Source organism: Micromonospora phytophila, from assembly GCF_023656545.1.
Taxonomy (GTDB): Bacteria; Actinomycetota; Actinomycetes; order Mycobacteriales; family Micromonosporaceae; genus Micromonospora; species Micromonospora phytophila.
On record NZ_JAMOKF010000031.1, the window covers coordinates 1 to 15,655 of the forward strand.

Below are 15,655 nucleotides of genomic sequence, written 5' to 3' on the forward strand. Positions count from 1 at the left end.
CGGTGAGCACCGCCGGGGAACTCCAGCCCGGGGCGTACGGGGTGGCCGCGCCGGTGCTCGGGGTGCCCGGGCTGGAGGCGAGCGTCGGGGTGGTCGCGCTGGCCCCGCTGGACGCCGAGGTGGTGGGCGCCCAGGTCCTCGCCGCCGCGACCGCCATCGCCACCGCCCTCTCCTGACCGACACGACCCGGCGGCCCGCGACAGCGGCCCGGACAGCGGCCCGCGACGGCGGCGGGGATGGCGGCCCGGACAGCGGCCCGGGACGGCGGCGGGGATGGCGGCCCGCTTGATCAGCTCGATGTGCTGCAGATCGGGGCTTCGGGGCCGCCGCGACAGCCCGATGCGCACGACACGGAGTTGATCAATCGGTCCGACGGCCCTGCCCCGGAGGCGGCCGCCGGCCCCGCGCCAGCCCGAGCGGAGCCGGGTGGCGACGGGCGATCGCGCCGCGTCACTAGCACATCCGTTGGCCGTCGTGGCGGTTGTCCACAGGTGTCCGTCCGGTGGGCGCTGCCGGCTGTCCACAGGGGTGTCGCGACGCGACGGGCGGCCCGCACGCTGACCGTTATGCCACCTCCACCGCACCGGCCCAGCGCCCTGGCCTGGCAGGTCTTTCGCGGCTCCGAGGCGATACGACGGGGTCTCGTCACCGAGCACCAGTTGCGCGGTTCCGCCTGGCTCCGCCTGCGCCACGACGTGTACGCCGACGCCCGGCTCGACCGGGACCACGCCCTGGCCTGCCGGGGCGCCGTCCTGCGCCTACCACCCTCAGCCGTGATCGCCGGCCCCTCGGCGGCCTTCCTGCACGGCATCGAGCACGCCGCGACCTTCACCGACGACGTGCACGTCCTCGTGCCGAGGTCGCTGCGGGTCGGCCCGCAGCAGGGCCTGCGGGTGCACTCGATCGGCCCGGCGGCCTCACCGTCGTCCACCCACCGTCCGGCGGAACACCGGACGGCCGCCGGCCAACCCGCCCCCGCCACGACCGGTGCCGGCCCGGCCGCCCTCCGCGCCGTCCGCGCAACACCCCCGACCGGTCCGGCCGCAGACGCACCCAACCCCGTAGACCTCCGCACCGCCCGCACAACACTCCCGACGGGTTCGGCCGCAGCCGGGGGCGGCCGGACGGGCCGGGTGATCGTCCACGCGGCAGGCTCGACGGGTCTCACCGGGGGCCGTGTGCCCCTGGCCGGCCTCGGGGTGGCCGGGGCACCGCCGAGGACCGACCCGACGGCGGCGGCGTGGGAGACGGCCGTCTGGTTGGAGCCGCTCCGCGCGGTCAGCATCATCGACGCCCTGCTCGGACAGGGCCTGACCAGTTACGACGCGCTCGCCGGAATCGCCGCCCGCAACGCCGACCGGCCGGGCGGCCGCCGGGCGCGATGGGTGTTCGGCCTGACGGACCCGGGGGGCCAGTCGCCGCCCGAGTCTCAGCTGCGCGTCCGACTGGTGCTGGCCGGGCTGCCCCGCCCGGTCACCCAGCACCCGGTCCGCCTGCCGACCGGCCTCGTCCTGCGCCCCGACCTGGCCTGGCCCCGGTTCCGCGTCGCGGTGGAGTACGACGGGCACTGGCACACCGGCCCGGAGCAGCTCCACCTGGACCGGCGGCGGCTCAACCAACTGATCGGCGCGGGCTGGCTGGTGTTGCACGTGACCAGCCGGCGCCTGCACCACGACTTCCCGGCTGTCCTGCGCGAGATCCGCGCGGCGCTCGCCAGCCGCGGCTGGCAGCGGTGACGGCGCCGGCGATCGTCGCGTCGGTGGTCGCCGGCATCGGCCTGCCCTGGACCCTGGTGGTGGCCGCGAAGACCTCGCAGGGCGGGATGACCGACTCGATGTCAGCGACATCGCGGTATCAGCCCTGCCGGATCACCCCGATGTCCTGCAAACCGAGTGGGTCAACGGGGCGGGCCCAGCCCAGCGGGCCAACCCGACGGGTTCAGTTGGCCGCAAAGCTCCGTCAACAGATCGGGCAGCTCGGCCAGCGTGGACAGCTCGGCGTCCGGCCGCAGCCCGGCCGGGCGGGGCAGGCCGCGCCGATTGAGCCAGACGGCGGCCATCCCGACCCGCTGCGGGCCGAGCACGTCGTGCTCCGGCGAGTCGCCGACGTACACGATCTGCGCGGCCGGCACCCCCGCGGCCCGCGCCACCGCCGCGTAGAACTCGGGTGCGGGCTTCTTCGGCAGGCCGCCGTCGTGCGCGTACAGCTCGAAGGTGAACTCGCCGGCGAGCCCGCAGCGTTCGGTGCGGCTGTTGCCGTTGGTGGCGTAGCCCAGGGTCCACTGTCGGCGCAGGGCGGCGAGCGCCGGCTGCGCGTCCGGGAACGGCCGGGTCAGCGAGAAGCGCCGGGCGAAGAAGAGGGCTGCCACCTCGTCCAGATGATCGTCGAGGGCGACCCGGGCCAGCGACCGGGCCAGTGCGGCGCGCCGGATCTCCTGCACCGGCGCGGCGCTGCGCTCGCCGAAGACCGCGCCCCAGTCCGACTCGAGGTCCGCGAGGGAGACCCCGGCCGCCGCCGGGGTCAGCCGCCGCATCTCCTCGTGTACGGCCACCAGCGCGCCGGTCACCGCCGGGCGCAGGTCGAGCAGGGTCTCGTCGGCGTCGAACACCACCGTGGTCAGCACGACGGCAACGGTCTCACGTCAGGGCGGGCTCGGTGGGCCGCGCCTCCGGCCGCTCCTCGGCCCGGGCCTCGCGCAGCTCGTCGACGCGCACCAGCGCGACCCCGGCGACGATCAGGGCGCCGCCGAGCAGCTGCACGGCGTTCGGCAGCTCGCCCAGCACCAGCCAGGCGATCAGCACCGCGAACATCACCTCGGTCAGCCCGACGAACGAGGACAACCGGGCCCCGAGGATGCGGGTGCCGGCGATCCCGGCGAGGTACGCGACCACGGCGGCGATCAGCGACAGCCCGGCGATCGGCACCAGCCAACTGGTGCGCTGCCCGGCGAAGGTGACCTCGCCGAAGGTGGCCCGCAGCGGCAGCGCCCCGACCACGCCGAGCAGCAGCAGGACGGCCGCGCCGACGGCCATGCCGCCGCTGGCCATGGCCACCGAGGGCAGGCCGGCGTCGACCCGGCCGGCGAGGACGAAGTACCCGGCCAGGCCGACCGCCGCGCCCAGCCCCCACAGCACGCCCACCGGGTCGAGCCGGCCGGCGCCGGTCAGGTCGAGCACGAAGACGAGGCCGGCCAGGGCCGCCACCGAGCCGGCCACGGTCAGCCGGCGTGGGCGTTGGCCGTGCACCAGCCACATCCACGCCACGACCAGGATGATCCCCAGGTACTCCAGCAGCAGCGCGACGCCGACCGGGAGATAGCGGACCGCGTTGAAGAAGCAGACCTGGGCGGTGGCGACGCCGAGCAGCCCGAACACGCCGACCGCGGCGAGGTTGCGCCGCAGCACGTCCCACTTTCCCCGCAGGGACAGCACCGCCGGCACCGCCACCACCAGCGCGGCGATGCCGACCCGGGCGATCACGGCCGCCTCGGCGGACCAGCCGGCGTCGATCAGCGAGCGGGCGAAGGTGCCGGAGGTGGCGAAGGTGACGGCGGAAATCAGGGCGAGGCCGAGGCCGATCCCGGCGGCGGGTGGTTGGCGCATCGGTCTCTCCTTGGCACGATGGGCTGTCATGGGCAAACTAGGCTTGTGCCCATGACGCTAGGCCGGCGCCCTGACAGGAGTCAAGTTGCTTTTCGCCCATGACACGGAATGCTCGCTGACCGCCGCCGCCGCCCTCGTCAACACCGACGGCCGCGACGGCGAGGGCCTGCCCGACGTCGCCGCCCTCGACGCCTTCTACACCGCGCACGCCTACAGCGGCCGGTACGAGCACACCGAGGCCGAGCTGCGCTCGGTACGTGACCTGCGACCCCGGCTGCGCCGGATCTGGCACGCCGACGTCCACGAGATCGTCACCATCGTCAACGGGCTGCTGCGTGAGAACCGGGCGCTCCCCCAGCTGATCGAGCACGACGACGAGCCGTACCACCTGCACGCCGTGCCCCGCGACGCGCCGCTGGCGACCCGGATGGCGGTCGAGGCCGCGATGGCGATGGCGGACCTGGTGCGCAGCGGAGAGCTGAGCCGGTTGCGGACCTGCGACCAGCCCGACTGCGGGAACGTGCTGGTCGACCTCTCGAAGAACCGGTCCCGGCGGTTCTGCGACGCGAGCTGCGGCAACCGCGCCGCCGTCGCCGCCTACCGCGCCCGCAAGGCCGCCGCCCGGAGCTGACCAGCCCCGGTGCGGCCGCTGGGGTCGGTGCCCCGGTGCGCCCTGTGGAGCTGATGTCGTCAACGACTCACGCCCGACGCGGGAGCGCGGCCACAGAAACTCCGAGCAGCAGGACGGCGACGAGGCGGTCAGCGCGCGGGGGCCGCCCGTTCTCCAGCCGGGGTCCCGCCCGGCTGGGTGATGTCGCAGACGACTCAGCTCCAAAGGGAGGCCGCACCATGTCCCGGCCAGCCCACCGGCACACGCGACCACACCTGGCGCCGCGTCCACTCAAGGATGCGTCATCCGGAGCAGGTCGAGCGTCTCGTCGAGCTGGGTCTCGGTGAGCTTGCCCGAGTCCACGTGGCCCCGGGAGATCACCACCTCGCGGATCGAGACCTGCTTGGCCAGCGCCTCCTTGGCGATCGAGGCGGCCTCGTCGTACCCCAGGTAACGGTTGAGCGGGGTGACGATCGACGGCGACCCCTCGGCGTACGCCAGGCAGACCTCGGCGTCCGCGACCAGGCCGACCACCAGGCGGTCGGCGAAGAGCCGGCTCGACGCCGCCAGCAGCCGGATCGACTCCAGCAGGTTGCGGCCCATCACCGGGAGCATGACGTTCAACTCGAAGTCGCCCTGGGAGCCGGCGAAGCCGACGGCGGCGTCGTTGCCGATGACCTGCGCGCAGACCTGCCGCATCGCCTCGGCGACGACCGGGTTCACCTTGCCCGGCATGATCGAGGAGCCGGGTTGGAGGTCGGGGATGCGCAGCTCCCGCAGGCCGGCGCGGGGGCCGGAGCCCATCCAGCGGATGTCGTTGGCGATCTTGTAGAGCCCGACCGCGACGGTGCGGAGCTGCCCGGAGGTCTCCACCAGGGCGTCCCGGGCGCCCTGCGCCTCGAAGTGGTTGCGGGCCTCCGTCAGCGGCAGCCCGGTCGAGGCGCGCAGCCTCTCGACGACGGCGGCGGCGAAACCCAGCGGCGTGTTGATCCCGGTGCCCACGGCGGTGCCGCCCAGCGGCAGCTCGGCCAGCCGGGGCAGCGCCCCCTCCAGCCGCTCGATGCCGTAGCGGACCTGCGCGGCGTAGCCGCCGAACTCCTGGCCCATGGTCACCGGGGTGGCGTCCATCAGATGGGTACGCCCCGCCTTGACCACCGTCTCGAACTCGGCCGCCTTGCCCTCCAGCGCCTCCGCCAGGTGAGCCAGCGCCGGCAACAGGTCGCGGGCGACGGCCTCGGTCGCGGCCAGGTGGATCGAGGACGGGAAGACGTCGTTGCTGGACTGGGAGGCGTTGACATCGTCGTTCGGGTGCACGTCCCGGCCCAGCTCCCGACCGGCCAGGGTGGCGATCACCTCGTTGGTGTTCATGTTGGACGACGTGCCCGAACCGGTCTGGAAGACGTCGATCGGGAACTGGTCGTCGTAGCCGCCGTCGGCCACGTGCGCGGCGGCGGCGGCGATCGCGGCGGCCACGTTCGCGTCGATCACGCCCAGCTCGCCGTTGACCTCGGCCGCGGCGCCCTTGATCTGGGCCAGCGCCCGGATCTGGGCCGGCTCGATGCCGCGACCCGAGATCGGGAAGTTCTGCACCGCGCGCTGGGTCTGCGCCCGCCACAGCGCCTCGGCGGGCACCTCCACCTCACCCATCGAGTCGCGTTCGATCCGGTAGCCCGTTGCCTCTGGAGTCGTCACGCGTACCATCCTGCCGCGCCGCGCCGCGGTGTGCAGATGATCGCGCCGAGCCGGTCAGTCGGACTCGGCCAACAGCCGGACGACCTCCTCCTGGTCCGGCGACTCCATCTGCCGGAACAGCGCCAGCGCCCGGGTCCAGTGTGACCGGGCCGCGGCCGGGTCGGTGGCCCGCAGGCAGCGGGCGATGCCGTCCAGCGCCCGGGCCTGCTCGTAGCGGGCACCCAGCCGGGTGGCGTCCTGGAGCACCCGGCGGTGCAGGTCCAGCGCGCTCGACACGTCGCCCTGGTCGAGGATCGCCCGGGCCAGCAGGTTGCGCGAGGCGCACTGCCCGATCCGGTCCCCGGCCTCGCTGATCGCCACCAGCGCCTCCCGGTGCAGCGCCGCCGCATCCTCCGGCCGACCCGCCTCCCGCTCCATCACGCCGATCTCGTTGAGCACCTCACCCTCACCGAACCGGTTGCCGTTGCGCCGCTTCAGGTACAGCGCGACCCGCAGCAGCCGGCGGGCCGGGCCGAGGTCGCCCATCCGGTGCCGGATGGTGCCGGTGTGTCCCAGGCCGTTGGCGAGATGGTGCAGGTCCCCGACCTGCCGCGCCATCATCATGTGGAGGCGGCTCACGCGCAGCGCCTCCTCGTACCGGCCCCAGTTGAGCAGGGCGAAGGCCATGTTGTTGAAGACGTTCACCAGCCCTCCCAGGTCGGCCTGGTCGTTGATCACGGCCCGCGCGGCGTCGAAGCACGCCATGCCGCGCCGGTGGTCGCCGTTGGCCGAGTAGGCCACGCCGAGGTTCCACAGCGTGCTGCGGACCTCGCGGTCGAGGCCGAGCCGGCGTCGTACGTCGAGGGCCACCTCCATCAGCCGGATCGCCTCGGGAAACCGGGCCAGGCGGTGGTAAGCCGAGGCGAGGTAGTTCAACATCACTGCGACGGCCGCCTCGTCGCCCGTGCGCTCCGCGGCGCGCAGGCCGACGGTGTGCGTCTCGATCAGCTCGTCCAGGTGACCGCCGTTGAAGTGGGAACGCCAGCAGGCGCGGGCCAGCTGCCAGCAGTGCCGGGGAAACTCCTCCGCCTCCGCCGACCGGACCAGGGCGGTCAGCGCGGCCCGGTTCTCGTCGAACCAGCCGGCACCCTGCGCCGCGCTGGCGGCGACCAGTTCCGGCCGGCGCGGCTCCGGCAACGTGAACAGCCATCGGCCGCCCCCCGACTCGATCTCACCCGCCAGCGTGGCGGCCACGTGCAGGTGGTGGTCGAGCAGGCGTTCCAGCGCCGCCGTCCGCTCCTCCGCCCGCCCCGGGTCGGTCAGCAGCGTCCGCGCGTACTCCCGGACCAGGTCGTGCTGGCGGTAGTGCCCCGGCTCCGGCTCGTCGGCGAGGTGCGCGTCGACCAGCTCGTCGAGCAGGTCCTGGGCCTCGGGCAGGGGCAGGTCGGCCAGCGCGGCGGCCACCCGGTTGTCGAACCGCACGCCGGGGTGCAGGCCGAGCAGCCGGAACATCCGCTGCGCCGGTGGCGACACCTGGGCGTACGACAGGGCGAAGGCGTCGCCGACGGAGCGCTGCCCGGCGGCGAACTCGGCCAGCGGGTCGCGGGCGCCGGCCAGCCGCTCGGCCAGGTCGGCGATCCGCCAGCGCGGTCGGTGGGCCAGCCGCGCGCCGGCCAGCCGGATCGCCAGCGGCAGGTACCCGCAGCGGTGGACGACCTCGGCGGCGGCTTCGGGCTCGCCGGTCACCCGCTGTGCGCCGGCCACCCGGCCGAGCAGTTCGACCGCCTCGTCGGGGTCGAGGACCGGCAACGAGGAGGGCCGCCCCTCGTCCAGCCCGACCAGCCGCCGGCGACTGGTGATGACGGTCAGGCAGCCCGGCCCGTTGGGCAGCAGCGGCGCCACCTGGTCGGCGCTGGCGGCGTTGTCCAGCAGCACCAGCGCGCGACGGCCGGCCAGCTCGGTACGCCAGAGCGCGAGCCGGTCGTCCAGGTCCACCGGCACCCGCTCGGCCGGCACGCCCAGCTGCCGCAGCAGCGTGGCCAGCGCCGCGGCGGGGGCCAGCGGGGTCCGTTCGCTGTGCCCGTGCAGGTCGATGAAGAGTTGCGCGTCCGGGAAGCGGTCGGCCAGCCGGGTGGCCAGGTGGACCGCCAGGGTGGTCTTGCCACTGCCCGCCATGCCGTCGATGAGCTGGACCCGGGCCTGCCCCTCCTCGATCTCCTTCACCAGGCGGGCGACCGTCTCCTGCCGCCCGGTGAAGTCGCTGATCGCCCGGGGCAGGCAGCGGGCCGGGGCGACCGACGGCCGGCCGTGCTCGGCGATCGCCAGGTCACCGGCGAGCACCCGCTGGTGCAGCTCCTGCAACGCCGCGCCGGGCTCGATGCCCAACTCGTCGGCGTAGAGCCGCCGGCCGTCCCGGTAGACGGTGAGCGCGTCGGCCTGCCGGCCGACCGTGGAGAGGGCCAGCATGAGCTGCCCGCGCAGCCGTTCGCGCAACGGGTGCCGGTCCACGCCCTCGGTGAGTTCGTCGAGCAGGTCGGCGGCGTGACCGAGCCGAAGCTCGACGTCCACACACTCCTCCAGCGCCGTCAGCCGCTGCTCGTCGAGGGCCTGGGACCGCCGGCGTACGCTCCGGCTGGGGATTCCGCTCAACGCCGGGCCCCGCCACAGGGCCAGCGCGGCGCGGAACTGCCGGCGGGCCGCTTCGAGCCGGCCGGTGGCGACCGCCGCCCGGGCGGCCTCGACACCTCGGGTGAAGACCTCGGCGTCCACCTCCGACGGCGCGGTGCGGATGCCGTAGCCGACCGGGTCGGTGACGATGACCTCCGGCGGCAGGCCGAGACCGGCGAGGCGCTGTCGTAGTCGCGACACACAGGTGTGCAACTGGGCGCGGGCGGTGGCGGGCGGTCGCTCTTCCCAGACCGCGTCCACCAGCTCCTCGACGGGCACCACCCGGCCGAACCGGAGCAGCAGCATGGCGAGGACGACCCGGTCGCGACCTGCGGTGACCGTGGCCTCGCCACCGCCGACCCGCAATGGTCCCAGGATCCCGAACCGCATCTGTGCCCCCGCCGCAGGTTGGTGCAACTTCCAGCAGCGTAGCCCGGCGGTGACGGAACGCCCCGCCGAGACGATAGCGATCTGAGAGCGGATCGACAGCACCGACGTCGACACTCGTCCCGGGTTGTCGGTGACGGCATCCGACGGGGGCGGTGCGCCCGCTCGCCCCAGCGGGCGGGCGCACCGATGTCGCCGCGTACGCGCCCGCCGTCCTGATCTTCCATGCGTCGATCTCAGCTGGCCGGAGCGCCGAACCGACCGAAAGTCGAGGGCGTCCCCGCAGTCACGCACTTAACATCGTGAAATTCCTGTCACTCCATCGGAGGGTTTCCGCCTTGCACGAACACGGGGGCTCCACCGGCGTGCCCGCACGTCGCCGGCGCGTTCCGCGCCGGATCCTCACCACCGGCCTCGCCGCCCTGCTCACCGCCACGGGCGCCGTGGTCGCCACCGGCCAGCCGGCCGCGGCCGCGCCCATCCGCTGGGTCCTGCCGACGCACGTGAGTTACACCGACGCCGCGCGGCCGACGACCGCCTTCCCCACCACGGCCGCGGACGTCCCGGTGGGCACCTGGGAGGCGGACGGGGCGAAGCACACCTCCCGGGCCTACTTCACCTTCGATCTCACGCCCTACCAGGGCAAGCAGGTCATCCACGCCGTATTCCAGACCGGGGAGTCCTCGGTCGACGACTGCGACAAGCCCCGTGAGGTGGAGCTGTGGCGCACCGATACGCCGGCCACGGCGCCCACCTGGGACAACGCCCCGGTCGTGCACGAGAAGGTCGGTGACATCGGCACCACCGCCCCCTGCCCGGCGGGCTACCTCGAGCTGTCGCTCACGGAGACCTTGCGGCAGGCCGTCGACGACGGGCGGGACTCCCTCACCCTGATGGCGCGGATCAAGGGTGACCACGAGGAGAACAAGCACTACGCCCGACGGATGGACAAGCCCGGCGTCTCGCTCGACGCCAACGCCGCCCCGGACGTACCGGGGAAGCTCACCGTGGCGGGCCTGGCCTGCGCCGACGGACGGATGATCGGCACCACCACCCCGGTCTTCTCCGCCGAGGTGACCGACCCGGACAAGGTCGACGGGTACGCGGGTGACCCGGTGACCGCCACCTTCGCCTGGTGGCCGGTCGACCGGCCCACGGAGCGAACCGAGTGGACGTCCTACTCGATGTACGCGCCGGCGCGCTTCACGTACTCGGTACCGAGCGAGCTGATGGTCAACGGCGGCACGTACGCCTACGCCGTCCGGGGCACCGACAAGCACGCCAGCTCGGACTGGTCGCCCGCCTGCCGGTTCACGGTCGACACGACGGCCCCGCCGGCGCCTGAGGTGACCTCGACCGACTACCCGTCCGGCTGGAACTGGCCGGGGCACGGCGGGCCCGGCATTCCGGGTCGGTTCACCTTCACGGCGAAGGGCGCCGACGACGTCGCCGGCTTCCGGTACGGACCCTTCGGGGCGACCACCCTCGTCGCCGCGGACGCCTCCGGCACGGCGACGATCACCTGGACCCCCGACAACTACGGTCCGCGGCGGCTTTACGTCCAGACCGTGGACCGGACGGGCAACCGCTCCCCGGTGACCGTCTACGAATTCATCGTGCGCAACACCGCGCCGACGGTGACCGACGGCAACCCCGAGGGGCGACTGGGCCAGGCCCGCGTGTTCACCTTCGCTCCGAACATGACCGACGTGGCGGAGTACGTGTGGCGGCTCAACGACGGCACCGAACGGACCGTCGCGGCCGACGCCGAGGGCAAGGCGTCGGTCTCCGTGACGCCGACGACCCCGTCCAACATCCTGCACGTACGCAGTCGCACGCGGAGCGGGTCGCTCTCCGGCGATGCCGGCTACCGGTTCACGGTGCGCACCCAGCCGTTCGTCGGCTCCGAGAAGTGGCCGCTGGACCAGACGGTCGGCGCGCCGGTCGGCACCAGGGGGAGCTTCGTCTTCACGCCAGCGATGGACGACGTGACCGAGTACGTCTACTCGTTCGACTACGGCGACCCGCAGACCGTTGCGGCGGGCGAGGACGGCAGCGCGACGGTCACCTACACCCCGGAGACCGCCTACCACCACACGATCCAGGTGTTCAGTCGGACCAACGCCGGGGTCGAGTCGGCGACCGCCGACCTGTCGTTCCAGGTGGCCTCGCTCGCGCCGACGGCGGAGTCCACGGTCTACCCGCGCAACATGGCCGCTGGTGGTCCCGGCGTCACGGGCGCCTTCACCTTCCGGCCGCATCCGCAGAGCAGCGGGGTCACCGAGTACGTCTACACGTTCCGTGGTGAGCCGGAGCGCACCGTCCAGGCGGGCCCGGACGGGACCGCCACCATCGAGTGGACGCCGGGCAGCGCCGTCGACGAGTGGGGCGGCTGGAACGAGCTCCGGGTGCGCGCCCGGACGGCGTCCGGGGTGACCACGGATGCGGAGTACTACTTGTTCCGGGTGGACCCGCTGAGCCCGATGATCGTGTCGGACGTCTTCAACTGGCAGGGCGGGGCGGTGGTCGGCCAGACCGGTGATTTCGTGTTCACCGCCCAACTCCCCGGCACCACCGAGTTCGTCTACTCGTTCGACGGTGGCCCCGAGCAGACCGTGGTGGCCGACGCGACCGGCACGGCCCGGGTGACCTGGACGGCCGATTCGGCGTACAACCACAGCCTGACCGTACGCAGCCGCACCGCGACCGGACTGACCTCCGGCTCGGCGTACTACAACATCTGGATCGACCAGAACTGGAGCTGATCCCTCGGACGACGAAAGGGGCGCCGGGCGGAAAGCCCGGCGCCCCTATCGCGTACGCGTCGGTCAGCGGCGCCCGACGGTCAGCACCGGCTTGGTGACCTCGGCGAAGAAGTCGTTGCCCTTGTCGTCGACCACGATGAAGGCCGGGAAGTCCTCCACCTCGATCTTCCAGACCGCCTCCATGCCCAGTTCGGCGTATTCGAGCACCTCGACGTGCCGGATGCAGTCCTGCGCGAGCCGGGCGGCGGGGCCGCCGATCGAGCCGAGGTAGAAGCCGCCGTGCTGCTGGCAGGAGCGGGTGACCTGGGCGGACCGGTTGCCCTTGGCGAGCATCACCTGGGAGCCGCCGGCGGCCTGGAACTTCTCCACGTAGGCGTCCATCCGGCCGGCGGTGGTCGGGCCGAACGACCCGGACGCGTAGCCCTCGGGCGTCTTCGCCGGGCCGGCGTAGTAGACGGCGTGGTCGCGCAGGTACTGCGGCATCGGCTCGCCGGCGTCCAGCCGTTCGGCGATCTTGGCGTGGGCGATGTCCCGGGCCACGACCAGCGGGCCGGTCAGCGACAGCCGGGTCTTCACCGGGTACTTCGACAGCTCGGCGCGGATCTCGTCCATCGGCCGGTTGAGGTCGACCTTGACGACCATCTCGGCGTCGAGCGTCTCGTCGGTGACGTCGGGCAGGAAGCGGGCCGGGTCGGTTTCGAGGCGCTCCAGCCACACGCCCGACGGGGTGATCTTCGCGACCGCCTGCCGGTCCGCCGAGCAGGAGACGGCGATCGCCACCGGGCAGGAGGCGCCGTGCCGGGGCAGCCGGACCACCCGCACGTCGTGGCAGAAGTACCGGCCGCCGAACTGCGCGCCGATGCCGAAGTTGCGGGTCAGCTCCAGCACCTCCGCCTCCAGCTCCAGGTCCCGGAAGCCGTGCGCGGTCATGGAGCCGGAGGTGGGCAGCGCGTCGAGGTACTTGGCGCTGGCGTACTTGGCGGTCTTCAGGGCGTACTCGGCGGAGGTGCCGCCGATGACGACGGCCAGGTGGTAAGGCGGGCAGGCCGAGGTGCCGATGAGCCGCAGCTTCTCCTCCAGGAACTGCATCATCCGCGTCGGGTTCAGCAGCGCCTTGGTCTCCTGGTAGAGGTAGGACTTGTTGGCCGAGCCGCCACCCTTGGCCATGAAGAGGAACTTGTAGGCGTCGGGGTGCCCGTCCGGGTCCTCGGCGTAGAGCTCCACCTGGGCCGGCAGGTTGCTGCCGGTGTTCCGCTCGTCCCACATGGTCAGCGGGGCGAGCTGCGAGTAGCGCAGGTTCAGCTTCGTGTACGCCTGGTAGACGCCGCGGGAGATCGCCTCGGCGTCGCCGCCGTCGGTCAGCACGTGCCGACCGCGCTTGCCCATCACGATCGCGGTGCCGGTGTCCTGGCACATCGGCAGCACCCCGCCGGCGGCGATGTTGGCGTTGCGCAGCAGGTCGAGCGCGACGAAGCGGTCGTTCGGCGAGGCCGCCGGGTCGTCGATGATCGACCGGAGCTGGGCCAGGTGCGCCGGGCGCAGGTAGTGGGCGATGTCGTGCATCGCCTCGGCGGTCAGCGCGGTGAGCGCGGACTGCTCGACGGTGAGGAACCGGCGGCCACCCGGGCCGTTGACGACATCCACGCCCTCGTCGGTGACCAGGCGGTACTCCGTCTGGTCGGGACCGGTCGGCAGCATGGGGGCGTACGAGAACGCGGCGGCACTGCTCATGACGGCAAAGCCTAGGGCAGAAGGGTCGATCAGTCCCACCCGCCGGGTGGGTGCTGGGACGCCGCTCTCACCCACCTCCCCCGCCGTGTGGGGAGGCGGGCGGTCAGCCGTCCTTGCCCGGGTCCGGGTCCGGGCAGAGTTCCCGCTTCGGGCCGCAGTTGTCCTGCGGCCCGGGGACCTGCCCGGTGCCGCCGGGGGCCGGGACGCCGTCGCCGCCGGGCGGCGCCGGGACGACTCCGCCGCCACCGCCGAAGCGGACGTACCCGATCTCCCGCCCCTCACCGATGATCATGCCGTTCGGACCGACCGCCAGCGCGTTCGCGGACGTGCGCAGGTTCACCAGCTCCCGCCCGGTGCGCGGGTCGAGCGCCACCAACCGGGATGGCTTCTCGTCGGCGATCAGCCCGGCGTACGGGGTGAGCGCGGCACCGGCCTTCGCGCCGGCCGGCCGGGTCCAGCGGACGCGACCGGTGCCCAGCTCGCGGCCGGCCACCGCGCGCTTGTCGGCCGTGCGGACCAGGGCGTACCGGTCGTCGACCGCGAGCAGCTTCTCGCCCGCGGCGGTCACCAGCAGCAGCCGCCCGTCGTACCCGTCGAGGACGGCCTCCCGGCCGTCGGGGGAGACCCCGATCAGCACGTTCCGCGCGCCCTGCGGGTCCTCCCGCTGCACGCAGCCGGCGCTGTCGGCGGTCCGCAGGTTGATCCCGGCCCGCTGCCAGACCTCCTGGCCGGTCGCCGAGTCGCGGCCGGAGATGGCGAAGTAGCAGGCCCCGTCCTGGGAGCGGGCGGTGATCCGCAGCACCCGGCCGCCGACCACCGACAGCCGCTCCTCCCGGCCGGGCTCGACGTTCTGGAGCACCTGGCCGGTCGCGGTGTCCAGCACGTGCACCCGGCCGTCGATCGGGAAGCCGAGCAACGGCGGCACCGGCTCCGGCCCGGCCACCTCCTCGTCGATCCGGACCGCGTCGAGCCGGCGGGTGCCGAGCAGCCCCGGATTGTCGCCGAGCAGCCCGCTGCGCACGCCGGGGACGAAGACCGTCCAGAGCGGGGCGGTGCCGCGCGGGTCCCAGGCGCTGAGGGTGCAGTCGGTGGCGTCGACGCAGCGGGCGTCGACGAGCATGTTGCGGTACGTCCAGACGGCCACCGCGTCCCCGTCACGTCGGCGGGTCGCGCCGGTGGTGGGGTCGAGCACCTCGTACCCCTTGACCAGGAGCTTGCCCACGACGACGACCGGGTCGCGGTCGCCGCCGGCCACCGCGGACCAGTCGGCCTTGCGCTCCCAGAGCTGGGTGCCGGTGGCCAGGCTGCGCGCCTCCACCCGGGTGCGCTGCTCGACCACGACGGCGTCACCGGCGATCGTCACGCTGCGCGGGGTGCCGCCGATGCGCTGCTGCCAGACCACGTCCGGCTCGGAGATCGGCTCGCTCCGGTCGACCCAGTCCCAGATGGCGGGGAAGGGGTTCCACACCCCGGTGGCGGCGAGCACCACCACGGTGACCAGCCCGAGCAGCAGCCAGCCACGCACGCCGAGGCCACCGCCCTTCGCCACACCGCACACCGTAGCGACGATCACGGACCTCCCGCGCTCCCCCGCCGCCGTGTCGCCGTCCTTTCTCGACGGCTCGGCGCTCAGGAACCGTGCACGGCCGAGCGGACCAGCGGGAGCGTGCGGTAGGGGATCTGCTCGGCCAGGGCGATGATCGTGGAGGCGCGGCTGATCCCCTCGGAGGAGACGATCTGGTCGATCACCCGTTGCAGGTCGGTGTTCGAGCGGGCCACGATCCGGCAGAGCAGGTCGCTGGAGCCGGTGATGGTGTGCGCCTCCAGCACCTCGGGGATCGCGGCCAGGTGGGCGGTGACCGGGTCGTGGCCGTGCCGCTGGCTGATCTCCAGGGTGACGAAGCTGGTCACCCCGAAGCCGATCGCCGCCGGGGAGATCTCCGGCCCGAACCCGCCGATGACGCCCCGGTCGCTCAGCTTGTCGAGCCGGGCCTGCACGGTGCCCCGGGCCACGCCGAGCCGGCGGGAGCACTCCAGCACCCCGATCCGGGGCTCCTCGGTGAGCAGTTCGATCAACCGCGCGTCGAGGGCGTCCAGCTGTGCACCTTGACCAGCATTCATGATTGACCACCCTACTTAATGCGCAACCTGACCAGCAAGAACGGTGACAGTTGCCCAGTGCCACCGGTCACGGCGATCCTCGCCGGAGAAGCACCGGAAGT

At 73.3% G+C, this 15,655-nt stretch carries 10 protein-coding genes and 1 pseudogene; 4 read left to right on the plus strand and 7 right to left on the minus strand.

Going from position 1 to position 15,655, the window contains the following annotated elements; translation table 11 throughout:
* Positions 1 to 176, plus strand: a pseudogene (locus tag NCC78_RS07240) (IclR family transcriptional regulator); the annotation flags it as partial.
* A gap of 390 nt (positions 177 to 566) precedes the next feature.
* A complete protein-coding gene (locus tag NCC78_RS07245; RefSeq protein ID WP_250792636.1) occupies positions 567 to 1,736 on the plus strand; it encodes a hypothetical protein in 1,170 nt (389 codons plus the stop codon).
* 161 nt (positions 1,737 to 1,897) lie between these two features.
* Here the strand turns inward: NCC78_RS07245 and NCC78_RS07250 are convergent, their stop codons facing one another.
* Both NCC78_RS07250 and NCC78_RS07255 read right to left on the minus strand, forming a co-directional pair.
* Positions 1,898 to 2,623, minus strand: coding sequence for an HAD family hydrolase (locus tag NCC78_RS07250; RefSeq protein WP_250792638.1), 726 nt, complete (start codon positions 2,621 to 2,623; stop codon positions 1,898 to 1,900).
* 13 nt (positions 2,624 to 2,636) lie between these two features.
* Positions 2,637 to 3,602: an EamA family transporter gene (locus NCC78_RS07255; protein ID WP_250792640.1), complete on the minus strand. Its 966-nt coding sequence runs from the start codon at positions 3,600 to 3,602 to the stop codon at positions 2,637 to 2,639.
* 85 nt (positions 3,603 to 3,687) lie between these two features.
* Between NCC78_RS07255 and NCC78_RS07260 the strand changes: the two genes are divergently transcribed.
* The gene (locus NCC78_RS07260) at positions 3,688 to 4,233 is read left to right on the plus strand and encodes a CGNR zinc finger domain-containing protein (protein WP_250792642.1); all 546 of its coding nucleotides are present in this window, start codon (positions 3,688 to 3,690) and stop codon (positions 4,231 to 4,233) included.
* A 270-nt stretch (positions 4,234 to 4,503) separates the two neighbouring features.
* Here NCC78_RS07260 and NCC78_RS07265 read toward each other — a convergent pair whose 3' ends face one another.
* Together NCC78_RS07265 and NCC78_RS07270 are read right to left on the minus strand one after the other, a co-directional pair.
* Positions 4,504 to 5,913: a class II fumarate hydratase gene (locus tag NCC78_RS07265; RefSeq protein WP_250792644.1), complete on the minus strand. Its 1,410-nt coding sequence runs from the start codon at positions 5,911 to 5,913 to the stop codon at positions 4,504 to 4,506.
* Positions 5,914 to 5,958: 45 nt separating this feature from the next.
* Positions 5,959 to 8,940: an AfsR/SARP family transcriptional regulator gene (locus tag NCC78_RS07270; protein WP_250792646.1), complete on the minus strand. Its 2,982-nt coding sequence runs from the start codon at positions 8,938 to 8,940 to the stop codon at positions 5,959 to 5,961.
* Between the two features lie 335 nt (positions 8,941 to 9,275).
* Here NCC78_RS07270 and NCC78_RS07275 point away from each other — a divergent pair, with 335 nt between their 5' ends.
* Complete coding sequence (locus NCC78_RS07275) at positions 9,276 to 11,702, plus strand: DNRLRE domain-containing protein (protein ID WP_250792648.1); 2,427 nt, start codon at positions 9,276 to 9,278, stop codon at positions 11,700 to 11,702.
* A gap of 63 nt (positions 11,703 to 11,765) precedes the next feature.
* Here NCC78_RS07275 and NCC78_RS07280 read toward each other — a convergent pair whose 3' ends face one another.
* From NCC78_RS07280 to NCC78_RS07290, 3 genes are all read right to left on the minus strand, one after another.
* Positions 11,766 to 13,433, minus strand: a complete 1,668-nt coding sequence (locus NCC78_RS07280; RefSeq protein ID WP_250792650.1) for a fumarate hydratase — start codon at positions 13,431 to 13,433, stop codon at positions 11,766 to 11,768.
* Positions 13,434 to 13,536: 103 nt separating this feature from the next.
* The gene (locus tag NCC78_RS07285; protein WP_250792652.1) at positions 13,537 to 14,982 is read right to left on the minus strand and encodes an outer membrane protein assembly factor BamB family protein; all 1,446 of its coding nucleotides are present in this window, start codon (positions 14,980 to 14,982) and stop codon (positions 13,537 to 13,539) included.
* An 80-nt stretch (positions 14,983 to 15,062) separates the two neighbouring features.
* Positions 15,063 to 15,554, minus strand: coding sequence for an Lrp/AsnC family transcriptional regulator (locus NCC78_RS07290; protein ID WP_250792654.1), 492 nt, complete (start codon positions 15,552 to 15,554; stop codon positions 15,063 to 15,065).
* Positions 15,555 to 15,655: the final 101 nt, after the last annotated feature.

What these genes read in the sequence shown, in the direction of transcription:
- NCC78_RS07270 (WP_250792646.1), bottom strand. Translation starts at nt 8,940, where the DNA reads ATGCGGTTCGGGATCCTGGGACCATTGCGGGTCGGCGGTGGCGAGGCC.
- NCC78_RS07245 (WP_250792636.1), top strand. Translation starts at nt 567, where the DNA reads ATGCCACCTCCACCGCACCGGCCCAGCGCCCTGGCCTGGCAGGTCTTT.
- NCC78_RS07265 (WP_250792644.1), bottom strand. Translation starts at nt 5,913, where the DNA reads ATGGTACGCGTGACGACTCCAGAGGCAACGGGCTACCGGATCGAACGC.
- NCC78_RS07255 (WP_250792640.1), bottom strand. Translation starts at nt 3,602, where the DNA reads ATGCGCCAACCACCCGCCGCCGGGATCGGCCTCGGCCTCGCCCTGATT.
- NCC78_RS07280 (WP_250792650.1), bottom strand. Translation starts at nt 13,433, where the DNA reads ATGAGCAGTGCCGCCGCGTTCTCGTACGCCCCCATGCTGCCGACCGGT.
- NCC78_RS07290 (WP_250792654.1), bottom strand. Translation starts at nt 15,554, where the DNA reads ATGAATGCTGGTCAAGGTGCACAGCTGGACGCCCTCGACGCGCGGTTG.